This is a genomic window from Croceibacter atlanticus HTCC2559, from assembly GCF_000196315.1.
GTDB classification, from domain to species: Bacteria; Bacteroidota; Bacteroidia; order Flavobacteriales; family Flavobacteriaceae; genus Croceibacter; species Croceibacter atlanticus.
In genome coordinates this window covers 982,148-1,007,355 of record NC_014230.1, presented here as the reverse complement: position 1 = coordinate 1,007,355, position 25,208 = coordinate 982,148, and the positions used below count along the sequence as shown (strand labels likewise).

Below are 25,208 nucleotides of genomic sequence, written 5' to 3'. Positions count from 1 at the left end.
TCTGAAATTTAATTGATTTTTATAAAAACAACGTCTGAACTTCCTCTGTTTGGAACAATATCTTGGTCATTACTTGAAGAAGAACCCACTGCTATAAGTTCATTATTTTGGGTCTGGTAAATATCATATAAAAAGTCTAAATCACTACCACCAACGCTAAAAGTTTGGTCGATATTTCCTGAAGAACTTACAATTGCTATCCAACAGTCGTTTTGACCATTATTTGTTGCAACATCTATATCATTACTTCTTGAGCTGCCTGCAATAGCTAAGCGACCATCAGACATTTGCACAACTGTTCTAGCAGCATCAAATTGAGTTCCGCCAAATGTGTTTTCCCAAATTATATCTCCAGAGCCATTAATTTTTACGGCCCAAAAGTCTGCATTTCCTTTTAGGTTAGACACGTCTTGATCACTACTTCTTGTATCTCCAGTTATTAAGTAATTTCCGTCTAAAGTTTCTGTAAAGCCAAAGCCCATATCAATCTCAGAGCCTCCATAAGAACGTTGCCATTCTAGCTCTCTATCTGCATTAACTTTAACTACCCAAAAGTCATAACTCCCTTTATTGTTTGAAATATCAAAATCTGTACTTTCTGAAGCGCCAGCCATTAAATAGCCACCATCTGCAGTATCAATTACTCCATAACACCTATCGTTGCTTGAACCCCCAAAATATCTTCTAAACTGAAGTGTCCCAGAAGCATCTACCTTGGTGCCCCAAAATTCTCCAACACCATGCAATGCTGCACTATTGGTAAAGTTGTTTGAAGACTCTTGTTGGCTTGTTGCCGTAAAACCATCATTACCATTACCATTACTCGCAGAAACATCAAAATAGCCACCAAAGAAAAAGCCGCCATCATCTGTTTGAAGTAATGAAAATGCTTGGTCTTGACCTTCATAACCATAGCTTTGTTGCCATTCTAAATTTCCTGAAGCATCTAATTTTAATAACCAATGGTCAAAAAAACCAGCATTTGAAGAGGTGTCTCCGTCTGAACTCGAATTATAGCCTATAACAGCTAGACCGCCATCATTTGTAACTATAACATCTTCACCAAATTCATCATTTGTACCTCCATAGGTTTTAGACCACAATATGGTTCCTTGTGGGTTTACTTTAAATAACCAAACATCAAAATTTGGTGCTTCTTTATCTACAATGTCACCATCTGTACTTCTTGTTGTCCCTACTATTACAAAATTTCCGTCTGGCGTTTCAACTACAGCTTTTGCTTCATCTTGATTACTCCCACCATAAGTCATTACAACATCTAGCTCTCCGGCAAATTCAGGTACTTCCTCTACGGGTTCTACTGGTTCGCCTGGAACATCTGGATTGCTGTTTACATTTACATTATCATCTTGAGAGCACGAAAAGCTAATTGCTATTATTAGTGCAGATAATATTGCGCCTAAAAAACGGTTTGGGGTAATTATAAAATTCATTGTTATTGTTTCTTTAAGAGGAATAAACCTCTATCTATATCACTTACAAGTATTGTACCACTTGAAAAATAAGGGTACACATTCCAAACGCCATTAAAGTTTGCAGAATTTGAAGATGGATATGTATCAAAATAAGCTGTTTCTTGCATTTGTGAAGATGCTACTGAAGATACATCTATAATTCTTAAACCTGCTGTATAATTAGCTAGGTAAAACTCATTTCCTTTTACATAACCATTATGATCTATTGCAGCTTCTGGACCGTAATATTCAAATTTAAATTGTGGGTTATCTAAATCACTAAAGTCGAAAATTATTGTTCTTGTATTAAAGCCTATTTGCGCCTCATCTAGCTCATCTCCTAAAATGAAATGACTTTGATCTTCTGTAAACCAACCTTGGTGCGTGTATGCTCTTTGCTCATAAGAAATAGTAGACAATCCTATTGGGTTAGATTTATCTGTAATATCTACTATTGAAATTATAGTTTCATTACTTCCTATTAAAATTTCTTTACCTAAGTGTTCTGTATCTGGACCTGTATAAGTTACAACTTGAGCATCGTGACTATAATCATCCATAGCAAAGCCGCCTTCACCAATTGGGTTAAGTGGGTTTTGAATATTAATAAAGTGTGGACCTCCATTAAACAATTGTGTTCCTACTGCGTAAGCATAACCAGTATCCTCGTTAATTACAATATTATGAGCATCGCCAAAACCATCATAATGTGCATCTTCTGTAAACTGTACTGGAGGATTTTGTACATTTCTTAATCTTGTTAAATCAAACACTTGCATTCCATGACCATTAGCTTCACTAACAATAAATGCATGATTGTTATAGGTCTTTACATCTCTCCATATACTTGATGTAGTATGGGTTGGTAGTTTCCCTAAATACACAGGGTTTAAAGGGTCTGTAATATCTAAGAAAGCAGTACCATTATTTAATCCCATTAATGCATACTCGTTTCCTGAGTCTGGATCTGTCCATCCCCAAGAATCATTACCATCATTTGCATTCATCTCAAGTAAAGATACATTTGCTAAAAGGTCTATCCCATTACAAGGATATCCTGCTGCAGTGCCATCTTCGCAAGGAGTAACAGCATTTTCATTACCGCCATTGTCTCCACCATCATCACCGCCATCATCTCCAGGATCTTCTTCTGTAGGAGTTTCTGTAACAGGCACTCCATCATCATCACTACAAGAAAATGGGGTTATTAAAAATGTAAAAAGTACAATTAAGCAGGTAATGTGTTTTATTTTCATTTATTCTATTATTAGTTTCTTTGTGACGTTATCATTAATAGTTATAAGATATACGCCAGTTTGAAAATTACTTGTATTAAGCGTAAAAGTATCACTATTTAATGAAGAGACCATAAAAATCTCTTTACCAAGAACGTCTGAAACTTTAATAGATTGTATTACATTACCATCTACAGTTATATTTGTAGTGTTTTTTGCAGGGTTGGGGAACATGGTAACATTTGTTTTATTTATATCTTCTACGGAAAGATTTTCTGTTTTTTTAACTATGAATAATCCTTCAGCTACATCACTAATAATTAAATTCCCGCTTGGGAAATAAGGATATACATTCCAAGCTGAAGCTGTTCCAGCTACATCATTACCTGGCAACGTATCAAAAAAGCCGATTTCAACAAAATTCATATTGTCAATATCACTTATATCCAGAACACGCATACCTGCTGCATAATTTGCTAAGTATAGGGTATCATCTATAATATACATATTATGATCTGTAGCGGTAGTTGGACCTTCCCAAATAAAATGCACAAAAGGATTGTCTAAATCTTCTACATTATAAACTGCTATTCGAGTTGGCAAACCATTCATAATTTCATCTAACTCATCACCCATTAAAAAATAACGCTTGTCTTTACTAAACCAACCTTGATGTGTGTAAGTTGCAGACGCATATGAAATATCACTAATATATTGCGGATTGGACTTGTCTGTAATATCTGCAATTATCATTGTAGACTCATTAGCTCCCATATAAATTTCTTGTCCTGTATAATCTGTATCTGGACCATCATATATTACAACCTGTGCATCGTGAGTATAGGAGTTTACCATATCGTCTGTTGAATCGTAACCGCCTTCAATAACTGGATTTACTGGGTCTTGAATGTTTATAAAGATTGGGCCGCCACCATTGACTTGGCCACTACCTCCAAATTCTCTTGCGCCTATAGGGTAAGCATATCCAGAATCTTCATTTATCGCTATGTTGTGAGCACTACCAAACCCTTGAAAAAATGTATCTGGTTCAAAAATTTCTGGTGGATTAGTAACCGTAAGTAATCTATTAAGGTTAAACACCTTCATACCTTGATCTGCATCTTCTCCAACCATGAATGCATGATTGTTGTATACTTTTACATCTCTCCAAAGTCTTTGTACGTCTGTAGATGTAATTGGAACAGAAGCTGTTATTACTGGATTCTCTGGATCTGTAATCTCAACAAAGGCAAAGCCTTCAGTAAATGACATTATTGCAAATTCTCTTCCAGAAGCTGGATCTGTCCATCCCCAAGAATCACTACCTGTTGATGGTGGTGTTGCTGGACCTAAGTCTAAAGCAGCATCAAATTCTGTTAAGGTAATTTGTGCCATAAGATCATAACCATTACATAAATAAGGTCCTGCTGTTCCTATACCAGCAGTTTCATCACCAATACATTCAAATAGTTGAGCATTCAGGTTACAAATAGTTAATAAGGCAATAAAAAGTAGAGATTTTTTCATGGGAATTAAGATTTTCAATTATCACCTTGCAATTTAACTCAAGAGATAGTTTTACGATATAAATCGCTGTTAATTAAGGCATAAAAAAAAGCCGCAGATAGCGGCTTCACTTAGTATTGTCGATAAAAAACTCAGTTAATCGAATTTTACAGTGCGTGCATTGTAATTTTAATATTAGCTCTTTATAAATTTAGTTGCTTTTCCATTTATATTAAGAACATACACACCTTGGCTCAGGTGCTCTACATTTAGTGTATATTCTTTTAAACTTGTTGTTTCTTGTAACACCATTTCTCCTAAAACGTTATAAACTTCAATTGAGCTTAATGCATTGTTAGATGATATTTTTAAGTAATTGGTAGTTGGGTTAGGATAAATATTAAATGTCTCCTCATTATCAACTTCAGAAACATTTAATACTTCCTCACTCTTTTTTATTAAAACAAAGCCACGTTCTATATCACTTATTAAGATATTGCCGCTCTCAAAATAAGGATAAACATTCCAAGCACCATTAAAGTTAGCACTGTCATTAGCCAAATAAGTATCAAAAAAACCAATCTCTGTCATTTCGCCAGCTGCAATATTCGAGACATCTAAAACTCTTACACCAGCTCTGTAGTTAGCAAGGTAAAAATTATCCCCATTTACATAACCATTATGGTCTATGGCAGACGTTGGTCCAAAGTATTCAAAGTGAATAACTGGATTATCTAAATCGTTTAAATCATACACTATTGTTCTTGTATTGAATCCAACTTCTGTTTCATCAAGCTCATCACCAAGTATAAAATAGCGTTGATCTTCTGTAAACCAACCTTGGTGCGTGTAACCTACTTGACCATAGGATGTTGTAGAGATAGAAACCGGATTAGATTTATCTGAAATATCTACTATGGAAACAATACTGGCATTACTACCAATAAGTATCTCTTTCCCTACGTGCTCTGTATCTGGCCCATTATATGTTACTACTTGAGCATCGTGACTATAGTCATCCATAGCGAAACCACCAGCTGCTACAGGGTTTTGAGGATCTTGTATATTAATAAAGTGAGGACCGCCATTAAATGTATTGGTCCCTACAGCATAAGCATAACCAGAGTCTTCATTTATAACAATGTTGTGCGCATTCCCAAACTCACTATACACAGCGTCTGCAAATAAAAAAGTAGATATGTTTACATTTCTTAATTTGGTTAAGTCGAATACCTGCATTCCATGATTAGCAGCTTCGCTCACAATAAATGCGTGGTTATTGTAAACTTTCACATCTCTCCATGAACTATTAAATGTTTGTGTAGGTAGCGTGCCCAAGTGTTCTGGATTTACTGGATCTGAAATATCTATAAAAGCAGTACCGTTACTCAAGCCTACAATTGCATATTCATTACCAGTATCTGGATCTGTCCATCCCCAAGAATCATTTGCTAAACTAGCAGTTGCAGAAAGCGTTGATAAGCTAATTTCAGAGACTAAATCGTAACCGCTGCAAGGGTATATTCCTGCAAAGCCATTTTCGCAAGGTGTTTGTGAAAATGAGAGGCATGAAATAAAAAATAAAGAAAGTAATAGGTGCTTCATGGTTTTGTGGTTTAATACTTTAATTTTGTGGCTCGTAAATATATGATAATGTTTGACAATAAAGATATTAGCAAAACCAGCCTGTCCTCACTAGGAGAATTTGGACTTATAGATCACTTAATGGACAATGTTGAATTAAAAAACACGTCTTCTAAAAAAGGTGTTGGAGATGATGCTGCAGTTTTAGATTTTAACGGTGAACAAACACTAGTGTCTACAGATTTCTTAATTGAAGGTGTACATTTTGACTTGTCTTATATGCCTTTAAAGCATTTAGGCTATAAAGCAGTAATGGTAAACTTATCGGATATTTATGCTATGAATGCTAAGGCTACTCAGGTTACAGTATCAATAGCAGTTTCAAACAGATTTCCTTTAGAAGCATTAGAAGAGCTTTATTCTGGTATTCACTTAGCTTGTAAAATTTATGATGTAGATTTAGTAGGTGGAGACACTACGTCTTCAACATCTGGATTAATAATTTCTGTTACTGCTGTAGGTCACGCCAAAGAAGAAGAGGTAACTTACAGAAGTGGTGCCAAGCCAAATGATTTATTGGTAGTAAGTGGCGACTTAGGCGCAGCTTATATGGGCTTTCAAATTTTAGAAAGAGAAAAGGAAGTTTTCAAGGTAAATCCTAATAACCAACCAGACCTATCTCCTTATACCTATTTGTTAGAGCGACAAATGAAACCTGAAGCCCGCAAGGACATCAAGGAACTTTTAAATGTGTTAGAAGTTAAGCCAACATCTATGATAGATATAAGCGATGGTTTGTCTTCTGAAACTTTACACTTATGCAAACACTCTAACGTTGGTGTTAACTTATTTGAGGATAAGATACCATTAGACCCTAGCATGATAACTGTTTGTGAGGAGTTTAATTTAGATAGCACAACAATAGCATTAAGTGGTGGCGAAGATTACGAACTCTTATTTACAGTAGACCAAAAAGATTTTGAAAAAATTAAAGGCAACCCTAATTTTTCAATCATAGGCCATATGAAACCAGAATCTGAAGGAAAGCATCTTATTACTAGAGGCAATCAGCAAATAGAACTTACTGCACGTGGCTGGAATGCGCTTCAAGACGAAGAATAATATCTAAGACTTCATTTTTAGCTTCAATATGACTCATATGTCCTCCAGAAAGTGAATATAGTTTACTATCTGTTACTTTTGCTATGTTTTTAATTTCATTAAATAAAACAATAGGATCTTCTTTTCCTGTAATAATATTTTTTTGGCCTTTATAGTTACGTAGCAACTCTCGTGTATCTTCTCGTGTCTTCATTCCTTTTATATTTGCTATAATACCATCAATAGGATATGTATTTGCCTCAGCTTTCATGGCTTTGATTGTTTCCTCATATATTGATGCTTTTTCATTGGCAAACAAATTAGTAACACCCATACTAATAAATGCTTGAGGATATTTTTTTATGAGTTGTACAGCTCGCTCTCTGTTTTTCTTTCTAGATATAGAATCTTCTGAAGGAGTTGAGTTTAATAATGTTATTGAAGTTACCTGCTCTAAGTTATTTTTTAAATATGCCAATGCAACATATCCGCCCATAGAGTGCCCTACAAAATGAGCATTTTTTACATCTTCAGTTCTAAGAATTTCTAAAATACAATCTGCCATTAATTGCATTGAATGTATGTCTCCAAAAACCCCACTTTTTCCATGACCTGGCAAATCAACAGCTATAATCTTAAACCTCTTAGAAAGTACAGGCATTAATGAGTTCCACATTGTACTACTTTCTAAAAAGCCATGAAGCAAAACAAGAGCATCTCCTTTTCCTTCTACATTATAATGTATTTGCGTTCCTCTAAAATTTATAATCATCCAAAAAGTATATATTGCACAAAGTTTCGATTTTAAATGGGATTACGCAAAGATGATTTTATAGTAGGTTTTGCATTATTTGCACTGTTCTTTGGTGTAGGTAATATTGTACTACCACCTATGTTAGGTTTTTTAGCAGGCCAAGAATGGTATTTAGTAGCAATCGGGTTTATAATCACAGCTATAGGAATACCTTTACTAGGTATTTTTGCTCATGCAAGAATACAAGGTACAATGTATGATTTTGGAAAACCTGTCTCTAAAGTCTTTAGTCTTATTTTCTGCATTTTTATATATAGCATTTCTGCTGCAATACCTTCGCCGAGAACTGCAGCATTTACTTATGAGATGGCTTTTGAACCATTCTTTAACATCTCACCGTTAGCCGTTAGCATTTTATATTTTGGACTGGTCTTCATATTTGTTGCCAAAAGATCTACTGTATTAAATAACATTGGAAAGTACATAACTCCTGCTATTCTTATTTTAATATTAGGAATGATTTTCTTCGGAATTTTTGAGGATACTGAAACTATGAAAGTATCTTCACTCAAAACTCCAATACTTGACGGTTTTTTTGAAGGCTACCAAACTTTTGATGCTATTGGCGCATTGGTTGTTGGCGGTGTGATAATTATCTCGGTAAAACTTAAAGGCTACAACAATCAAGTTGAAGCTAAAAAATTAATAACAAAAGCCGCAATAATATCTGCATTAGGATTACTCATAATTTATTGCGGATTAATTTATGAAGGTGCATTATTTGGACATCTTTTTAGTGAAGACGTTACAAGAACACAATTATTATCTGGCATAAGCAGTTTAACACTTGGGCCTTATGCAAGTATTTGCCTTGCAATTCTGGTATCTTTAGCTTGCTTTACTACTGCTGTAGGTATAGTAACAGGTACTGCAGATTTTTTCTCAGACCAATTTAAATATAAGTACTCCTATATTACAAGTGTTACTACTGCGTGTTTGTTTGGTATTGTAGTCGGCGCATTTTCAGTAGATTTTATTATTACTCTTGCATTACCAATCCTTATGCTAGTTTATCCACTAACCATAGTATTAATAATTCTTAATATACTTTCAGATAAACTAAGGCATCAACTAATCATGAAGTTAGTTGTTATTTTCACTTCTATATTTAGTATACCAGACGCTTTAAAAGTTATAGCTCCAGATTCTCAGGTAATATCTACAATTTCTAACAGCATACCTTTATCTAATTTTGGTCTCGGATGGCTTATTCCTGCTGCCTTTGCTTTTGGTATTGGGTACTTAATAACACTAAGAAAACCAATCACTTAAGAGCTCTTGTATATATCACATGTTAATTATAACTTTAACGTCTTATTAACATCCGTTTATATGAAGGTATTTTACGCATTGGTATTAGTTATCGTTTTGTCATCCTGCCAAACAGAAAACGCTAATTATGAAAGCTATACAAGCGATTTAGATGATGAGCTCATCACTAATCTTATTAATGCTTCTAACGGCGTTGGCACATCATATTACCTTCTTCCAGATAGTGATGATTTTTCCCGAATACCTCAAGATCCACTAAATCCAATTACGGCAGAAAAAGTAGCTTTAGGGAAACTATTACTTCATGAAACTGCTCTAGGCGGCAATCCCAAAATGGATGAAATGAACGGGCAATACACCTGTGCAACTTGCCATCCTGTAGCTTCTGGATTTTTCTCAGGAAGACGACAAGGTATTGGAGAAGGCGGCATTGGTTTTGGAGTTAATGGCGAAGGAAGAACATTTAATACTGAAATGCCACTAGACTCAGTAGATATACAAGCAGTAAGGCCACCAACACTTTTAAACTTAGCTTATCAAGATGTTATGTTATGGAATGGGCAATTTGGCGGCACCGGAACAAATGCAGGTACCGAAGCTCAATGGGATCATATTCCAGAAAATGCTGAAGGTTTTCAAGGCGTAGAGGTACAAGCTATGCAAGGCCAGCTAGAACACCGTTTAAAAGTTAATGAAGAGTTTGTAGATTCCTATAACTACAGAACGATGTTTGATGCTGCATTTTATAACATTCCACAATCTGAACGTTATACTAGAAAAACAGCTGCTTTAGCAATTGCAGCTTTTAATAGAACAATTCTTGCAAACCAAGCGCCTTGGCAAGAGTATTTAAAAGGAGATTTAGAAGCATTAAATGATCAACAGAAAAGAGGTGCAAATCTATTTTTCGATAAAGGTTTATGCTACCAATGTCACAATGGTCCTGCACTAAAAGACCAAGAGTTTCACGCGTTTGGTTTTGGAGATTTTGACGGTTCTCTAGAAGCCATGGTTTTACCATCTATTGATTTTGAAAGCGTTAAAAAAGGCCGTGGTGGTTTTACACAAAACCCAGATGATGATTATAAATTTAAAACACCTACGCTATATAACTTAGCAGATGCTGGTGCATTTGGTCATGGCGGAACGTTTTCAACCATTAGAGAGGTTGTAGAGTACAAGAACAATGGTGTAGCACAAAGCGCTGAAGTTCCTTCTACGCAACTAGCTTCGCAATTTGGTTCTTCAAATTTAACGAGTGATGAAATAACAGACCTAACAGCTTTCCTAAAAGACGCTTTAAGAGACCCAGATTTATTACGCTATGTTCCCAACACAGTTAACTCTGGTAATTGTTTTCCTAACAATGATGAGCAATCTAGAATTGATTTAGGTTGCAATTAAAAATCTAAATAGTGTATAGAATAACGCTTTTCATCTGTATTTACAATTTGTCTTAAGGGTTCTAAATTGTCAGAATTAGTATAAAATATTGGTGCTGGCTGTGGAGAAATAGCAGATAAATTATAATGTTCTAAAACTGCTTTTGTTTGCCTTGCAACTGCCAAGCCAGAATCTATTATTGTTACTGTTTTAGGAAGCAATTCTTTAAGCTTAGGAATTAAATACGGGTAATGGCTGCAACCCAAAACCAAGTAATCAATATTTTTATCCAGCATTGGTTTTAGATATAATTTAAGCAAACGCTCAACCTCTTTTCCATCCTGTCGGCCAGCTTCAATTTCAGGTACAAGACCTTTACCAAAGACTTCAATAATATCTATATCTCTCGCATATAGCTCTGATGTTTGTGTAAATAACTCACTGTTTAAAGTGCCTTGAGTAGCAAGTATTCCTACTGCTTTGGTTTTAGTATTTAATGCTGCAGGTTTTATAGCAGGCTCTATAGCTATTATTGGTAATGTGTAATTTGCTCTTAAATGCTTTATGGCATTAGTAGTTGCTGTATTGCAAGCCACAATAATTACTTTAGCACCTAAGCTAATTAGCTTTTCTGTATTCTTAATACTAAGTTCAACAATCTCATCTTTAGTTTTTTCACCATAAGGAGCATATTTACTGTCTGCAAGATAGATTGTCTGCTCTAAAGGCAGTAATTGATGAATTTCTCTCCATATTGAGGTACCTCCAACTCCCGAATCAAAAATACCTATAGGTGCATTGTTTTGCATATCCTAAAAATAAAAACTGCGCTTTAAAAAAGCGCAGTTTTATGAAATAATATTATACAATTTTAAACTTATGATACAGCTTTCAATTTTTTAATAATAGATTTATTTAATTTCTCCTCAGCATAAGCTTTAGTTACTTTAAATTCTTTTTCATCACTATCTGGAAGGTCAAACATTGCATCTGTAAATATTTCTTCACAAAGCGATCGTAAACCTCTGGCACCTAATTGATATTCAATAGCTTTTTCAACAATATAATCTAAGGCTCCATCTGTAATATGAAAATCTACCTCATCCATCTCAAACAACTTTTTATATTGCTTAATAATGGCATTTTTAGGCTCTGTAAGTATTGCTCTTAAAGTACCTTTATCTAAAGGATTCATATAAGTTAGTACTGGCAAGCGTCCTATAATTTCTGGTATTAAACCAAAATCTTTTAAATCTTTAGGTATAATATACTTTAATAAATTATCTCTCTCAATTTGATCTTCACTAAGAGATGCGCTAAAGCCAACTGCCTGCATATTTAAACGCTTAGTAATCTTTCTATCTATACCATCAAAAGCTCCACCAGCTATAAAAAGAATGTTCTCGGTATCTACCTCAATAAACTTTTGGTCTGGATGTTTTCTTCCTCCTTTAGGTGGTACATTTACCGTTGTACCTTCTAAAAGTTTTAATAATGCTTGCTGCACACCTTCTCCAGAAACATCTCTAGTAATAGATGGATTATCACTCTTTCTAGCAATTTTATCTATTTCATCTATAAAGACAATACCTTGCTGTGCTTTTTCCAGATTATAATCTGCTGCCTGTAATAAGCGCGTTAATATACTCTCTACATCTTCTCCTACATAACCAGCTTCAGTTAAAACAGTAGCATCAACTATTGCAAGAGGTACGTTTAACATCTTTGCAATGGTTTTAGCAATAAGCGTCTTTCCTGTACCTGTTTGACCAACCATAATGATATTACTTTTTTGTATCTCAATATCATCATCACTTGGTTGTTGCAACAAACGCTTATAGTGGTTATATACCGCTACAGACATAACACGCTTAGTGTGTTCCTGCCCAATAACATACCCATCTAAAAAGGCCTTTATTGCATGAGGCTTTCTTAATTTTAACTCTGTAGTAAGCTCTCCTGTAGCATCTTGTTTAGATTCTTCTAAAACTATACCATGTGCCTGTTCAATACACCTATCACAAATATGTGCATCTAACCCAGCAATTAATAAATTGGTTTCAGGTTTTTTTCTCCCGCAAAACGAGCATTCTAAGGTTTCCTTAGCCATAACTTTTTTTTAGTTTCTGCTTATTCTCTTTTAAGCACTTCATCAATCATACCATATTCCTTGGCTTTATCTGCTTTCATCCAATAGTCACGATCACTATCCTCATAAACTTTATCATAAGGTTGACCACTATGCTTAGAGATAATTTTATAAAGCTCTTCTTTTAACGTAAGAATCTCTCTTGCTGTAATTTCTATATCACTTGCTTGTCCTTGTGCACCTCCTAAAGGTTGGTGTATCATAACTCTTGAATGAGGCAAACCACTACGCTTACCTTCTGCGCCTGCACATAAAAGCACAGCACCCATAGAAGCTGCCATACCAGTACAGATAGTTGCAACATCTGGCTTTATAAACTGCATAGTATCATAAATACCAAGACCTGCATAAACGCTTCCGCCTGGTGAGTTTATGTAAATTTGAATATCCTTATTTGCATCTGTACTTTCTAAAAATAATAGTTGTGCTTGTACAATGTTAGCAACTTGGTCGTTAATTCCTGTACCTAGAAATATAATACGATCCATCATTAGCCTAGAAAACACATCAAAAATTGCTATGTTCATCTGGCGTTCTTCAATAATATTTGGAGTTAGCCCTACTGGAATCATGCTACTAACAATATCATTATAATAATTGCTATTTATACCGTGATGTTTCGTTGCGTATTTTTCAAATTCTTTTCCGTAATCCATAGATAATTTCTTTTTCTTTTTTGACAAAAAAAGCGTTAAACCTATAACAGACTTAACGCTTTAAAGATACTATTAATTCTGCTAAACGACTATTCGTAAACTTCCTTTACGAAATCTTCGTAGCTCATTTCTTTTTCTTTAAGTTTCACGTTTTCTTTGTAGAATCCTAAAAGACGTTCATTCATTAACTGCTCTGTCATACGCTTAACCTCATCTTGGTTACCTAGTACACGTGCAGCAATATCTTCTAACTCTTTATCTGAAGGATTCATCTGACCAAATTGTGCCATCTGCATCTTAATACGATCTTTAGCAAAAGCTTTAAGATCTTCAAAGTTAACGTTAAGGTTGTTGTCCTTTATTAGCTTTGCTTCAATTAACTGAAAACGTAGCCCTTTTTCACTTTTTTCATATTCTTCTTTAGATTGCTCTAAAGTGATTTCTTCTTCTGATGTTGCTTTTATCCAACGCTGAAGAAATTCTGCTGGCAAATCGAATTTTGTGTTCTCAATAAGATACTCAGAAACATCAGTTAATAATTGCTGATCGCTCTGTTGCTTAAACTGCCCTTCTGCATCTTCCTTGATTTTTTCTTTCATCTCAGTCACAGTTTTCACTGTATCCTTACCAAAAAGCTTGTCAAATAATTCTTGATCAAGTTCTGCAGGAATTTGCTTGTTTGCTTCTGTGATTTCAAATGTTACTGGAATATCTAGACCATGTGCTTTGTCATGTTCAACTTTAAGGAATTCCATTAGGTCATGATCATCTTCAAAAAGACCTTTTGTTTTAAGGCTAATAGTATCTCCAACTTTAGCTCCCACAAACTTTTTAAGGTTTGCTTTGCCTTTTAGCTTTTCTAAAGGAAGCGTAGTTGTGTTTTCTATACCTTCTTCTTCATTTTTAAAAGTACCAGCAACAAGATCACCTTCAGCAACTGTATCTTTAGCTTCAAGTTTACCGTATTGCTTTTGTATACGCTCTATCTGGCTATCAATCATCTTATCATCTGCAATGATTTTATAAGATGTTATTGCCTTTTTTGGCTGAAGATCTAATTCAAACTCTGGAGTTAAACCAAGTTCGAATTCAAATTTATAGTCATCTGCATCCCAATCAAAGTTTGCTTGTTCTTTTGGAAGTGGATTTCCTAAAACATCTAACTTTTCTTCGGTTAAATATTTGTTTAAGGCTTGATCTAGTAATTTGTTTACTTCATCTACCAATACAGCTTTACCATATTGCTTTTTTACCATTCCCATAGGAACTTGGCCTTTTCTAAAACCAGGTATATTAGCAGTCTTACGGTAGTTCTTTAGTATTTTCTCTACGTTTTCGCTGTAATCTTCTTTAGCAATATCAACTGTTACTATTGCATTTAACGAGTCGATGTCTTCTCTTTTGATATTCATTCTGTAAAACCTCTTAAAAATTGGAGTGCAAAAATACGGCTTTTCTTGAGACCCTACAACTCCTAAAATGCTGTGCCTTAATTAGTCGTTGTCTGTATCTAATACAGAGAACAATATAGATTGAATAATAGATAATAAGATACTAAACACTAATGCTATCCAAAAACCACTTACCGCAAAACCATCAATAAAAGCATCTGCAAGTAAAATAATTACTGCATTTATAATCAATAGGAAAAGCCCTAATGTTAACACAGTAATTGGTAGTGTTAGTATAACTAAAACAGGTCTTACAATTAATTTAAGTAATGCCAACACCACTGCAACGATAATTGCACTTAAGTATCCCGTAACTGTTATACCTGGAAGGAGTTTTGCTAATAAAACAACTGCTAATGCAGTTAGTAAAAGTCTTAATATAAATTTCATAGTATCATTAAAAAAAGCGCTTCATTAATTTGAAGCGCTTTTATAAATTTAATAAATTTTATCTAATTAGTTTCCACCAACACTATTACTTAAGTTAACAGTGCTATAAGAACCAATATTAACTTTTGGCACAGTAGCATTATAAGTAGAGTTAATCGCATCTATAATAGCGTTAGCTGTAAATGCATATCCTCTTGGCGTTGGGTGTACACCATCTAAAGAAAATGCACCTCCTGTTGCAAATACAGATGTAATTGTACCGCCATCAAAACTAATGCCTCCATTTGCTACTGCATTTAATTCTGCTCTAGCATCAACATAAGCCAAGCCGTTAGCTTCTGCTAAACCTTGAATCGTTGCATTGTAAGCTGCAGATGCATTTGAAATTGAAGTTTGCTCTTCTGGAATTAAAACAAATTGATCTTGTAAAGGAACTGCTACACCAATTACAGATGTTTGATCATCTGGGTTAGCTAATGTTCCTAATACAGATGCTGCTGGTAATGTAATTAAATCACCTGACGCAGATTGACGTAATGGTGGAATTTGAGATCCATCTGTTGGGTTTACCAATGGCGTTAATGTTTCGTCTAAGATTACAGCTCCATTTTGACCTGCCTGAAAACTAATATTGCGTCGCGCTGCTTCTTCTTGCGATATTACTCCAAATGATGCATAAAGTGCAATTGCGTTATTATAATCTGTGTAAGCGTTGTTAGCAAATGCAGCCGTAGGCGCATCTAAAGGTATTGGGTTTGTAGGTACAGTTGTAAAATATGGAATAGAAGTTACATCTGGAATATTAACTAAAACTCCTTTTGCTCCATTAGAAGCTAAAGCTGATACATAACCGCTATAAACCTGTGCAAATACATTTGGGTCTGTAATATCATTAGATCCATAAGTTGTAGGATCAAAATTTCCTGTTTGATCAACACCTATACCACCAGTTGTAGCATAGCTTAATACATCATTATTACCTATCCAAAGCGCAAAGAATGTTGGGTTTTGAGAGACAGCATCTCCTATAACAGTAGCGTTTGGAGAAGATGCCATTCTTATAAAGTAAGGGTTAGCAGCAGCAGGAAAGTTTGCTACATTACCATATCCTTCTAATCCTAAATGAAAACTCTTAGCACCTGGTACACCCATATTATTAAATGGTCCACTTAGGACGTTTGAGATATCTGTTGTAGGAGTTTGTCCTGTATAAACAGCAGGACCAGGATTACCAGCAGCATCAAAAGCTAACACAAAACGATTGTCTGTAATTTGAGTACCGCTTAATAGTAAACCTCCAGCATTATCATTTACTAATGGTTGCGTAAACTCGCCGCCACCTAAAAGTGAAAATTGATTTGCAAGAATGTTTGGATAAGAACTTTGTTGTGCTTGAAGGTATAATGCATTATCTGCAAAACCTGCAGTTAAAGAGTTACCAACTGCAACAAAGTTAGAGAAGTCTGCATCACCAGAGTCATACACGCCTCCATCTTCAATAGGATTGTCTAATTCTGGCTCACAAGCTACAAAGCCTAAGGCAAGAATTGCAAAGTATTTTATATAGTTTTTCATATGCTAATTTATATAATGTGTTATTATAGTTTGTATGTTACACCTAAACCTGGTGAGAACGCGCTAGATTTATATGTTCCTTCAAATGGCACATTCTGTCCATTTTCTTGATAAAAATCGTAAGAAGCATCTACCTCTTCAAATCGTACATATAAGAAAGAAGCATCTATTGCTAAGCTAGGCGTTACCTGGAAAGATAAACCACCAGTAAATCCGTGAGAGTCGTTTCTTGGCGTCTCTGGAGCAAAATAGCCTTCTTGAACAGGAGACTCATCAAAATAGTAACCACCTCTTAAAGTGATTTTCTCAGTAGCATCATACTGAAGACCAAATCTCCAAATATTTGCGTTTTCGTAGTTTCTTGGGTTTAAAGATTCGTTACCATCTTCAAATTGAATATCTAAATTATTGTATACATCCCAGAAAGCTCTGTTATAATCAAAAGCAAAAGTAAATTTATCACAGAATTCATAAGATACACCTACAGTTAATTCTGCTGGCAAAGGAAGACTTGCAGAAAAGCCTTGGTCACCATTTGCTGGTACTGCTGGAGAGTTAGGGAAGTTTGAGAACGTTGCTGTTCCTTCTGTAGAATCAAGAATTATCTCACTTCTATAGTTAAAACCTACTCTTAATTTTTCTGTTGGAGTAAACATAGCACTTACACTATATCCCCATTCTGAAACTCCAGAATCTTCTATCGTAACATTAGATCTTACACCTTGTTCGTCTGTAAGAGTTCTGTTAATGTTTCTATTAAACTCAACTGCACCAGTTACATAAATTGGACCACCACCAATACTCAAGATATCATTAATCTTAAATGATGCTAAAGGCTGAATGTAAATAGCCTGAAGGTCTATTCTGTTTACCAGATGAGATCCAGACCAATCTGTTGGCCACTCTACAGTACTACCATAAGGTGTATAAACAGCTAAACCGGCTGTAAACCAATCTGTCACTTTATAAGAAGCATAAAGATAAAGAGGTGTTCCTACTGGACTGTCTGTTTGAGAAGACGTTCCAAATTCTGTGTTTTGATAAGTTACATCTGAAAAGACACCAAAACCACCGACAGATACGTTTAGCTTATTTTCTAAATAAACTAAACCTGCAGGATTAAAAAATGCCAATTCTGCTGAGTTTACAACAGCGACACCTGTGTGTCCCATAGCCAAGGCACGTTGTCCCTGTAAGCTTACTCGATAACCACCTGCATATACAGATGCCATTGCCAAGGTAAATACAGCAAGCGTTAATAATTTTTTCATATTATATGTTTTTTAAGGTTTTGTTAACGTCGTAAATTTAAAATAAAATATGAACTCTACAACAGATTAGGCAAAATTATTATGCATACATAATATAGACAGTGCATTTATATGAATTTCATAATTTTAGCGTAAAAAGCGTCAGGATTCTCAGCGTGAACCCAATGTCCTGAGTTGTTAATTATTTCAATTTTAGCCTCTGGAAAATGATTCAAAATTAAAGATTCGTCTTCAGTTGTAATATAATCTGAACGTTCTCCCTTAATAAATAATGTTGGTTTACTATATGTTTTGCCATTAGGTAGAGGCTTTCCTACTTCTTCAATATTTTCAATTAAAGATTTTAAATTCATCCTTAAGGCCAACTGCCCCTTTTTAATCCAGTATAAGTTTTTTAACAAAAATTGCCTTACACCTAGTTCTGATACATATTCTGAAAGTTTTTTGTCTGCACCACCTCGACTTTTAATGGTGTTAAAATCTAATGACGACAATCCTTTAAGAATAGATTGATGGTGCTGCGGATAAGATTTGGGTGCAATATCTACAATAATTAGTTTTTCAAACAACTCTGGTGCATTAGTAGCTGCCAGCATTGCTGTTTTTCCTCCCATAGAATGACCGAGTAAAATACAGGACTCAAGATTATGAAGTTTACAATAGTCTTTTAAATCTTCAGCTAACAACTCGTAAGAAAAGTCATCAGAGTGTGGACTCCTACCGTGATTTCTCTGATCTATTAGATGAACCTGATAACCATCTTCAGAAAATTGCTTTGCAAGTGTTTTCCAATTATCTCCCATTCCCAGAAAACCATGTAATATTAACAATGGCTTTCCTTCTCCTATTATATTAGAATGCAACTTCATATTATTTTAATGCTTTTAAATAATTAGAAATAACAGTTTCAAGACCCAAGTAAAGACTTTCTCCTATTAATGCATGCCCTATTGACACCTCTAATAAATATGGCACCTTTTCTTTAAAATAAGCAATGTTTTTAAGAGACAGATCATGCCCTGCATTTATGCCCAAATTTAAAGAATGTGCCAACATTGCACTTTCTGTATATGGTCTTACAGCTTCTTCTGGGCTAATAGTAAATTTATCTGCAAAAGCTTCTGTATAAAGCTCAATGCGATCTGCTCCAATTTTTGAAGCACCTTCAATCATTGCCGCAACAGGATCTACAAATACAGATGTACGGATACCGTTGTTTTTAAACTCTGAAATAATTTCAGTTAAAAAGTCTTTATGCTTTACAGTATCCCAACCAGCATTAGATGTAATAGCATCAACAGCATCGGGCACTAAAGTAACTTGTGTCGGTTTGTTTTGCAACACCAAATCTATAAACTTAGGATTTGGATTTCCCTCTATATTAAACTCAGTAGTCACAATAGGTGCCAAATCTCTAACATCTTGATAACGTATATGGCGCTCATCTGGCCTAGGATGCACAGTAATACCTTGACCACCAAAACGCTCCACATCTTTAGCTACTTGAACTACATTTGGATAATTGCCACCTCTCGAGTTTCTAAGAGTAGCTATCTTATTAATATTTACACTTAATTTTGTCATAACTTATTATTGAATTACAAAAATACAAAGTTGCACCATGGTGGTGTCTTTAAAATTGATTAATTTGCAAGTAAAATTTGCATATGCTTTTTGAAGATTATATCATTAATGATATAGACATACAAGATATTAATCAGGACATAGCCTTAGTTAAAGATGTTTTTGACCAACTTACTTATACACATATTCCTGTTGCTAGAAATGGTGTTTATATTGGCTGTATTTCTGAAAATGATGTACGTTGTTTTGAATCTGGAAAGACATTGCAAGATTGCCAGTATGCATTTGAAACTTTTTTCTGCAGAATTACAGATAACTGGCTAGATGTGTTAGAGAACTTTGCTCAAAACCATACCAATTTAATGCCTGTATTGGATGAAAATCAAAAATATCTTGGCTACGTTGAGTTAAATGATATTCTAAGCTTATTTAATGAAACACCTTTCTTAAATGAAGCTGGTGGTATTTTAGTTGTAGAAAAAGGTATAAACGATTACTCATTTAGTGAAATTTCACAGATAGTTGAATCTAACGAGGCAAATGTGCTTGGTGCGTTTATTTCAAAAATGGAGAAAGATATGGTTCAGCTTACAATAAAGATTGGGCAATCTGCCATAAATGAAGTCTTACAATCTTTTAGAAGATATGGTTATAGTATAGTTTCTTCCCATCAAGAAGATACCTTTTACAAGAATTTAAAAGACCGTTCAAAATATCTTGACAAATACCTAAATATATAAGTTATGAAAGTAGGTATATATGGTCAATTTTACCATCAAGACGCTGGTAAGTACATACAAGAATTACTAGATGAGTTAGATAGAGCTCAAATTGATGTAATTATAGAGGAAAACTTCCTAGATATAATTAATCATCACGAGACTATAAAGAAAGAGTACAATCACTTTTCTACTTTTGAAGAGTTGGATGACAGTTATGATCTTTTTTTTAGCATAGGTGGCGATGGTACAATCTTAAAAACCATTTACTATGTAAGACACCACAACATTCCCATTGTAGGAATTAATACTGGCCGCTTAGGTTTTCTAGCTACAATACAAAAAGAAGAGATAAAAGAAAGTATTAGTCATATTTTATCTGGAGATTACTCTATTTCTAAACGAAGTGTTTTACAAATCAACTCAGAACAAGAGCCTGCTACTATAAACGATTTTAACTTTGCATTAAACGAAATTGCTGTAAGTAGGAGAAACACTACTTCTATGATTACTGTGGAAACCTGGTTGAATGACAATTATCTTAATGCTTATTGGGCAGATGGTTTAATTGTATCTACTCCAACTGGATCTACAGGATATTCTTTAAGTTGTGGTGGTCCAGTTATAATGCCAGACACTCAAAATTTTGTATTAACTCCAATTGCTCCACATAACCTTAACGCCAGACCTTTAATCATAAAGGATGACACCAAGATTAAATTAAAAGTTTCTACCCGAGAAGATACTTTTTTAGTAAGTATGGACTCAAGAATTGCAACACTTCAAAAAAACAGCGTCCTTACAGTACAAAAGGCGCCGTTTCAAATTCATTTAGTAGAACTAAACGGCTCAAGCTTTCCTAAGACTTTAAGGAAAAAGTTACTTTGGGGTCAGGACAAGCGCAATTAAAGCAATAAATATCTAATAGATGTGTTTTAAGAATACGACAAAATCGTCGAAAATTCAACGCACGAGAACTTTATTGTTATATTTGCAAACTTTTGAAAATCTATGAGGCATTTAACCGCATTTATCATCATGATTTTTTGTACAACTTACACGTATTCACAAACCTATGAGATAGGTGGCTTTGTTGGTGGCGCCAATTATATTGGAGACGTCGGCAACTCTAGCTTCATAAACCCTAACTCGTTGGCTGGCGGCTTGTTGTTCAAATGGAATCGCAGTGACAGGCACTCTTTTAGGTTTTCATTATTGCACGCAGAAATTAATGCAGATGATGCTAACTCAGACGAGCCAAGAAGGCAACAAAGAGGTTATGAGTTTACTAACAATATTACAGAAGCTTCTTTGGGTATAGAGTATACATTTTGGGAATGGAATCTGCATAACGGCAAAAGACAAGCCGTACCTTACCTATACACAGGATTAACTGGCTTTTATGCTAATCAAATTTTTAGAGATGGTATAGAGCTAAAGCGTGGTGGCGACAATATAAATATAGCAATACCTGCAGTTGTGGGCTTTAAAGCAACCATTGGCAGGCATTTAATTGCTGGTTTTGAAGTAGGCGCACGCTATACATTTACAGACAATTTAGATGGCAGCAATCCTGAAGAACTAGGTTCTGATGGCGGCGCACAACCATTTGGAAATATAAACACTAATGATTGGTATGTCTTTACAGGCATTACACTAACCTACTCTTTTGGTAGAAAACCTTGTTATTGCAACTTCTAATAATATGGGCAAAGACTATACTATAAATAAAGACGCTTTACCAAAACACATTGCCATAATTATGGATGGTAATGGAAGATGGGCAAAGAAGCAAGGCTTGTTAAGAGTAGCTGGTCATGAAAAGGGCACAAAAGCAGTTAGAGAAGCTGTTGAGGGTTGTGCAGAATTAGGAGTTAAGAATTTAACACTCTATGCATTTTCAACAGAAAATTGGAATCGTCCTAAATTTGAGGTGGATAAGCTTATGAATCTTTTAGTGTCTTCTCTAAAAAAAGAGATTAAAACACTGCAGGATAACAAAATCAAACTTTCTACAATAGGTACAATTTCAAGTCTTCCTAAAAAAGCCCAAAAGGAACTGGCAGAAGTAAAAGAGAAAACAAAAGACAATACTCATATGAACCTAACACTTGCATTAAGTTATGGTTCTAGAGAAGAAATACTTCAAATGGTTAAAGGTATTGGAGAGCAAGTTGCTTCTAATCAAATTACACCAGAAGATATTACCACCAAATTAATAGAAGAGCATTTATACACAAATTTTTTACCAGATGTAGATCTTCTTATTCGCACAAGCGGAGAACAACGTATTAGCAATTTTCTTTTATGGCAAATTGCATATGCAGAATTATTTTTTACCGAGGTATTATGGCCAGATTTCAGAAAGAAGGACCTATTAAATGCCATTCACAATTATCAAAATAGAGAACGCCGATTTGGAAAAACGAGTGAACAACTTAGTTAAAGCAGGAATGACACAAAAACTATTTACCCTTCTATTTTTTATAGGAGTAACTTTTGCAACCCAAGCTCAAGATAAAGAACTTCCACCTAACAGTACTAAGTATACTATTGGTGAAATTAATGTAACTGGAACAACGAGTTATAACGAGCAAACAGTAATTGCATTTACAAACCTTAAAACTGGTGAACAAATTTTCATTCCAGGTACTAAGATTAGTAAAGTACTTAATAAGCTATGGGATTTAGGTTTGTTTTCAGACATTAATATATATGTAACTAAGATAACAGGAGATGTAGTTGATCTTGAGATAGAAATTCAAGAACTTCCTGAACTTGCCGAAACAAAAATTAGAGGTCTTAAACGCAAAAAGAAAAAAGAAGAGCTTATTAAAGAAAATAAGTTAACTGCAGGAAAAAGAGTTACAGAAAACCTCATTACAACAACACAAAACCGTATTGCCAATTCTTATAAAGAAGAAGGTTACTTAAACGCTAAAGTTAAGATTAACACCGTAAAAGTTGAAGATACCTTACCTAACTCCAATAAGGTGCTAATGGTTGTTGATGTAGATAAAGGTGAAAAAGTAAAAATTGATGACATTCAATTTAATGGCAATGAAGCACTTTCAGACGCTAAGCTTAGTAAACAACTGAAAAAAACTAAGGAGAAGAAATTCTGGAGATTCTGGAAAAGATCTAAGTTTATTGCAGAAGAGTATAAAAGTGACAAGGCTAGCCTTATTAAAAAGTACAAAGAAAAAGGTTATAGAGATGCAAGGATTACTAATGACACTATTATAAAGAAAGATGATAATAGTATTGTTTTAGAGTTAGATGTAGAAGAAGGAAACCGTTACTACTTTGGTAACATCTCATTCTTAGGAAACAGCGTTTATTCAGATGAGCAGTTAAAACAAATTGTTAATGTTCAGAAAGGTGACGTTTACAATGGTACATTATTAGAAAAGCAAGTTGCAGACCCTACAAAACCAGATGCTGTAGATCTTACCAACCTTTATCAAAATAATGGTTATTTATTTTCAACCATTAACCCTGTTGAAACTAGAGTTTATAATGACACCATAGATTTTGAAATTAGAATTTCAGAAAACAAGATAGCTTATTTTGATCACGTTACCGTAACTGGTAACGACAAGACTAATGACAATGTAATATATAGAGAATTACGCGTTAAACCTGGTCAAAAATACAGCAAGAGTAATGTAGTAAGAACCATTAGAGAATTAGGACAACTTGGGTTTTTTGATCCAGAAGTTTTAGAACCACAGTTTAAAAACGTAGATCCTAACTCAGGAACCTTAGATATGGTTTTCCCTGTTGTAGAAAAAGGATCAAGCCAAATTGAACTACAAGGTGGTTATGGTGGCGGTGGCTTTGTAGGTACACTAGGGCTATCTTTTAACAACTTTTCAATAAGAAATATATTTAACAAAGAAGCCTACAAACCATTACCTATGGGAGATGGCCAACAACTATCTGTAAGAGCACAAGCTAGTAGCTTTTACGAAACGTATAGTTTAAGCTTCTCAGAACCTTGGTTAGGCGGCAAGAAACCTGTAAGACTTTCTGCGTCACTTTCTCATACTGTACAGTATTTTTATAACGCACAACAAAGAGACACAGACAGAAATAGAAGGTTTTTAATTACTGGTGGTTCTTTAGGTCTTGCTAAAAGACTTAGAGTACCAGATGACTTCTTTACATTATCTGGAGCAATTAGCTTTCAGCACTTTAACCTTCAAAACTACAATACTGGCTTATTTACTTTTGGAGACGGATACTCAAACAACCTTGCTTTAACTGTTGGATTGAGCAGAGATAACACTGCAACAAATCCTGTGTTCCCAACATCTGGTTCTCAGTTTTCTGTAACTGCAAAATTGTCACCACCATATTCATTATGGAATGGTACAGATTACGAAGCGCTTAATCAACAACAGGAAGACGGTACATTAACAGCTGCCGAAGTAGATCAAGAAAAATTTAAGTGGCTAGAGTACTACAAGATTAAATTTAACGGTACTTGGTATAATCGTTTAGTTGGAAAATTTGTATTAAAAACAAGTGCAGAGTATGGTTTCTTAGGCGCCTACAATTCAGATAGAGGTGTTCCTCCATTCGAAAGATTTTTCTTAGGTGGAGACGGTCTTGGAGGATTTAGCTTAGATGGTAGAGAAACAATAGCATTAAGAGGTTACCCTAACCAATCCCTTGTACCAATTGACAGAAGTTCTTTAAGTCAAGCCACTCAAAATGATGGTGCAACAATTTATAACAAATACTCGTTAGAGTTACGTCACCCAATTACACTTAAACCTGCAGCTTCAATTTATATGTTAGCATTTGCAGAAGGTGGAGCTTCTTATGATGGATTTAGAGATTTTAATCCATTTCAATTAAATAGGTCTGCTGGTATAGGATTACGTATATTTATGCCTGCATTTGGATTATTAGGTATAGATTTCGGATACGGATTTGATCCTATTCCAGGTACAACAGGGTCTAATGGTTGGGAAACACATTTCATTATTGGACAACAGTTTTAATTTGGCACGATTATTTCTATAAACATAATAC

22 protein-coding genes are annotated in these 25,208 nt (G+C 34.7%); 8 read left to right on the top strand and 14 right to left on the bottom strand.

Annotated features, from left to right (window positions below):
* Positions 1-8 precede the first annotated feature (8 nt).
* The 4 genes from CA2559_RS04440 to CA2559_RS04425 form a co-directional block, all read right to left on the bottom strand.
* Positions 9-1,454, bottom strand: a complete 1,446-nt coding sequence (locus tag CA2559_RS04440) for a hypothetical protein (protein WP_013186649.1) — start codon at positions 1,452-1,454, stop codon at positions 9-11.
* Positions 1,455-1,456: 2 nt separating this feature from the next.
* On the bottom strand, positions 1,457-2,731 hold the full coding sequence (locus CA2559_RS04435; protein ID WP_013186648.1) for a choice-of-anchor B family protein: 1,275 nt from the start codon (positions 2,729-2,731) through the stop codon (positions 1,457-1,459).
* Positions 2,732-4,237, bottom strand: a complete 1,506-nt coding sequence (locus CA2559_RS04430; protein WP_013186647.1) for a choice-of-anchor B family protein — start codon at positions 4,235-4,237, stop codon at positions 2,732-2,734.
* A gap of 174 nt (positions 4,238-4,411) precedes the next feature.
* Positions 4,412-5,821 (bottom strand): choice-of-anchor B family protein, encoded by a 1,410-nt coding sequence (locus CA2559_RS04425; protein WP_013186646.1) that lies wholly within the window; start codon positions 5,819-5,821, stop codon positions 4,412-4,414.
* A 48-nt stretch (positions 5,822-5,869) separates the two neighbouring features.
* Between CA2559_RS04425 and thiL the strand changes: the two genes are divergently transcribed.
* Positions 5,870-6,922 carry a thiamine-phosphate kinase gene (gene thiL, locus CA2559_RS04420; RefSeq protein ID WP_041240911.1) on the top strand — a complete coding sequence of 351 codons (1,053 nt, stop codon included), beginning with the start codon at positions 5,870-5,872 and terminating at the stop codon, positions 6,920-6,922.
* Here thiL and CA2559_RS04415 read toward each other — a convergent pair.
* The gene (locus CA2559_RS04415; protein ID WP_013186644.1) at positions 6,882-7,673 is read right to left on the bottom strand and encodes an alpha/beta fold hydrolase; all 792 of its coding nucleotides are present in this window, start codon (positions 7,671-7,673) and stop codon (positions 6,882-6,884) included. The genes thiL and CA2559_RS04415 overlap by 41 nt on opposite strands.
* A gap of 36 nt (positions 7,674-7,709) precedes the next feature.
* Between CA2559_RS04415 and brnQ the strand changes: the two genes are divergently transcribed.
* Complete coding sequence (gene brnQ / locus CA2559_RS04410) at positions 7,710-8,987, top strand: branched-chain amino acid transport system II carrier protein (RefSeq protein ID WP_013186643.1); 1,278 nt, start codon at positions 7,710-7,712, stop codon at positions 8,985-8,987.
* Positions 8,988-9,047: 60 nt separating this feature from the next.
* Complete coding sequence (locus tag CA2559_RS04405; protein ID WP_013186642.1) at positions 9,048-10,391, top strand: cytochrome-c peroxidase; 1,344 nt, start codon at positions 9,048-9,050, stop codon at positions 10,389-10,391.
* On the opposite strand, the gene murI is transcribed toward CA2559_RS04405, so the two are convergent.
* The 9 genes from murI to CA2559_RS04360 form a co-directional block, all read right to left on the bottom strand.
* The gene (gene murI, locus CA2559_RS04400) at positions 10,388-11,179 is read right to left on the bottom strand and encodes a glutamate racemase (RefSeq protein ID WP_013186641.1); all 792 of its coding nucleotides are present in this window, start codon (positions 11,177-11,179) and stop codon (positions 10,388-10,390) included. The genes CA2559_RS04405 and murI overlap by 4 nt on opposite strands.
* A gap of 68 nt (positions 11,180-11,247) precedes the next feature.
* The gene (gene clpX / locus CA2559_RS04395; RefSeq protein ID WP_013186640.1) at positions 11,248-12,480 is read right to left on the bottom strand and encodes an ATP-dependent Clp protease ATP-binding subunit ClpX; all 1,233 of its coding nucleotides are present in this window, start codon (positions 12,478-12,480) and stop codon (positions 11,248-11,250) included.
* A gap of 20 nt (positions 12,481-12,500) precedes the next feature.
* A complete protein-coding gene (clpP, locus tag CA2559_RS04390) occupies positions 12,501-13,175 on the bottom strand; it encodes an ATP-dependent Clp endopeptidase proteolytic subunit ClpP (RefSeq protein ID WP_013186639.1) in 675 nt (224 codons plus the stop codon).
* A gap of 89 nt (positions 13,176-13,264) precedes the next feature.
* Positions 13,265-14,587: a trigger factor gene (tig, locus tag CA2559_RS04385; protein ID WP_013186638.1), complete on the bottom strand. Its 1,323-nt coding sequence runs from the start codon at positions 14,585-14,587 to the stop codon at positions 13,265-13,267.
* An 81-nt stretch (positions 14,588-14,668) separates the two neighbouring features.
* Complete coding sequence (locus tag CA2559_RS04380; protein WP_013186637.1) at positions 14,669-15,016, bottom strand: phage holin family protein; 348 nt, start codon at positions 15,014-15,016, stop codon at positions 14,669-14,671.
* 66 nt (positions 15,017-15,082) lie between these two features.
* Positions 15,083-16,591 (bottom strand): SGNH/GDSL hydrolase family protein, encoded by a 1,509-nt coding sequence (locus CA2559_RS04375; protein ID WP_013186636.1) that lies wholly within the window; start codon positions 16,589-16,591, stop codon positions 15,083-15,085.
* 23 nt (positions 16,592-16,614) lie between these two features.
* Positions 16,615-17,862: an OmpP1/FadL family transporter gene (locus CA2559_RS04370; RefSeq protein ID WP_013186635.1), complete on the bottom strand. Its 1,248-nt coding sequence runs from the start codon at positions 17,860-17,862 to the stop codon at positions 16,615-16,617.
* A 107-nt stretch (positions 17,863-17,969) separates the two neighbouring features.
* Positions 17,970-18,731, bottom strand: coding sequence for an alpha/beta fold hydrolase (locus tag CA2559_RS04365; protein WP_013186634.1), 762 nt, complete (start codon positions 18,729-18,731; stop codon positions 17,970-17,972).
* 1 nt (position 18,732) lies between these two features.
* A complete protein-coding gene (locus tag CA2559_RS04360) occupies positions 18,733-19,446 on the bottom strand; it encodes a pyridoxine 5'-phosphate synthase (protein ID WP_013186633.1) in 714 nt (237 codons plus the stop codon).
* Between the two features lie 83 nt (positions 19,447-19,529).
* Between CA2559_RS04360 and CA2559_RS04355 the strand changes: the two genes are divergently transcribed.
* From CA2559_RS04355 to bamA, 5 genes are all read left to right on the top strand, one after another.
* Positions 19,530-20,186, top strand: a complete 657-nt coding sequence (locus CA2559_RS04355) for a CBS domain-containing protein (RefSeq protein ID WP_013186632.1) — start codon at positions 19,530-19,532, stop codon at positions 20,184-20,186.
* Positions 20,187-20,189: 3 nt separating this feature from the next.
* Positions 20,190-21,074, top strand: coding sequence for an NAD kinase (locus CA2559_RS04350; RefSeq protein ID WP_013186631.1), 885 nt, complete (start codon positions 20,190-20,192; stop codon positions 21,072-21,074).
* 102 nt (positions 21,075-21,176) lie between these two features.
* The gene (porG, locus tag CA2559_RS04345) at positions 21,177-21,866 is read left to right on the top strand and encodes a type IX secretion system protein PorG (protein ID WP_041240910.1); all 690 of its coding nucleotides are present in this window, start codon (positions 21,177-21,179) and stop codon (positions 21,864-21,866) included.
* Between the two features lie 4 nt (positions 21,867-21,870).
* Complete coding sequence (locus CA2559_RS04340) at positions 21,871-22,611, top strand: isoprenyl transferase (protein WP_041241111.1); 741 nt, start codon at positions 21,871-21,873, stop codon at positions 22,609-22,611.
* 7 nt (positions 22,612-22,618) lie between these two features.
* Complete coding sequence (gene bamA, locus CA2559_RS04335) at positions 22,619-25,177, top strand: outer membrane protein assembly factor BamA (protein ID WP_281778157.1); 2,559 nt, start codon at positions 22,619-22,621, stop codon at positions 25,175-25,177.
* Positions 25,178-25,208 lie beyond the last annotated feature (31 nt).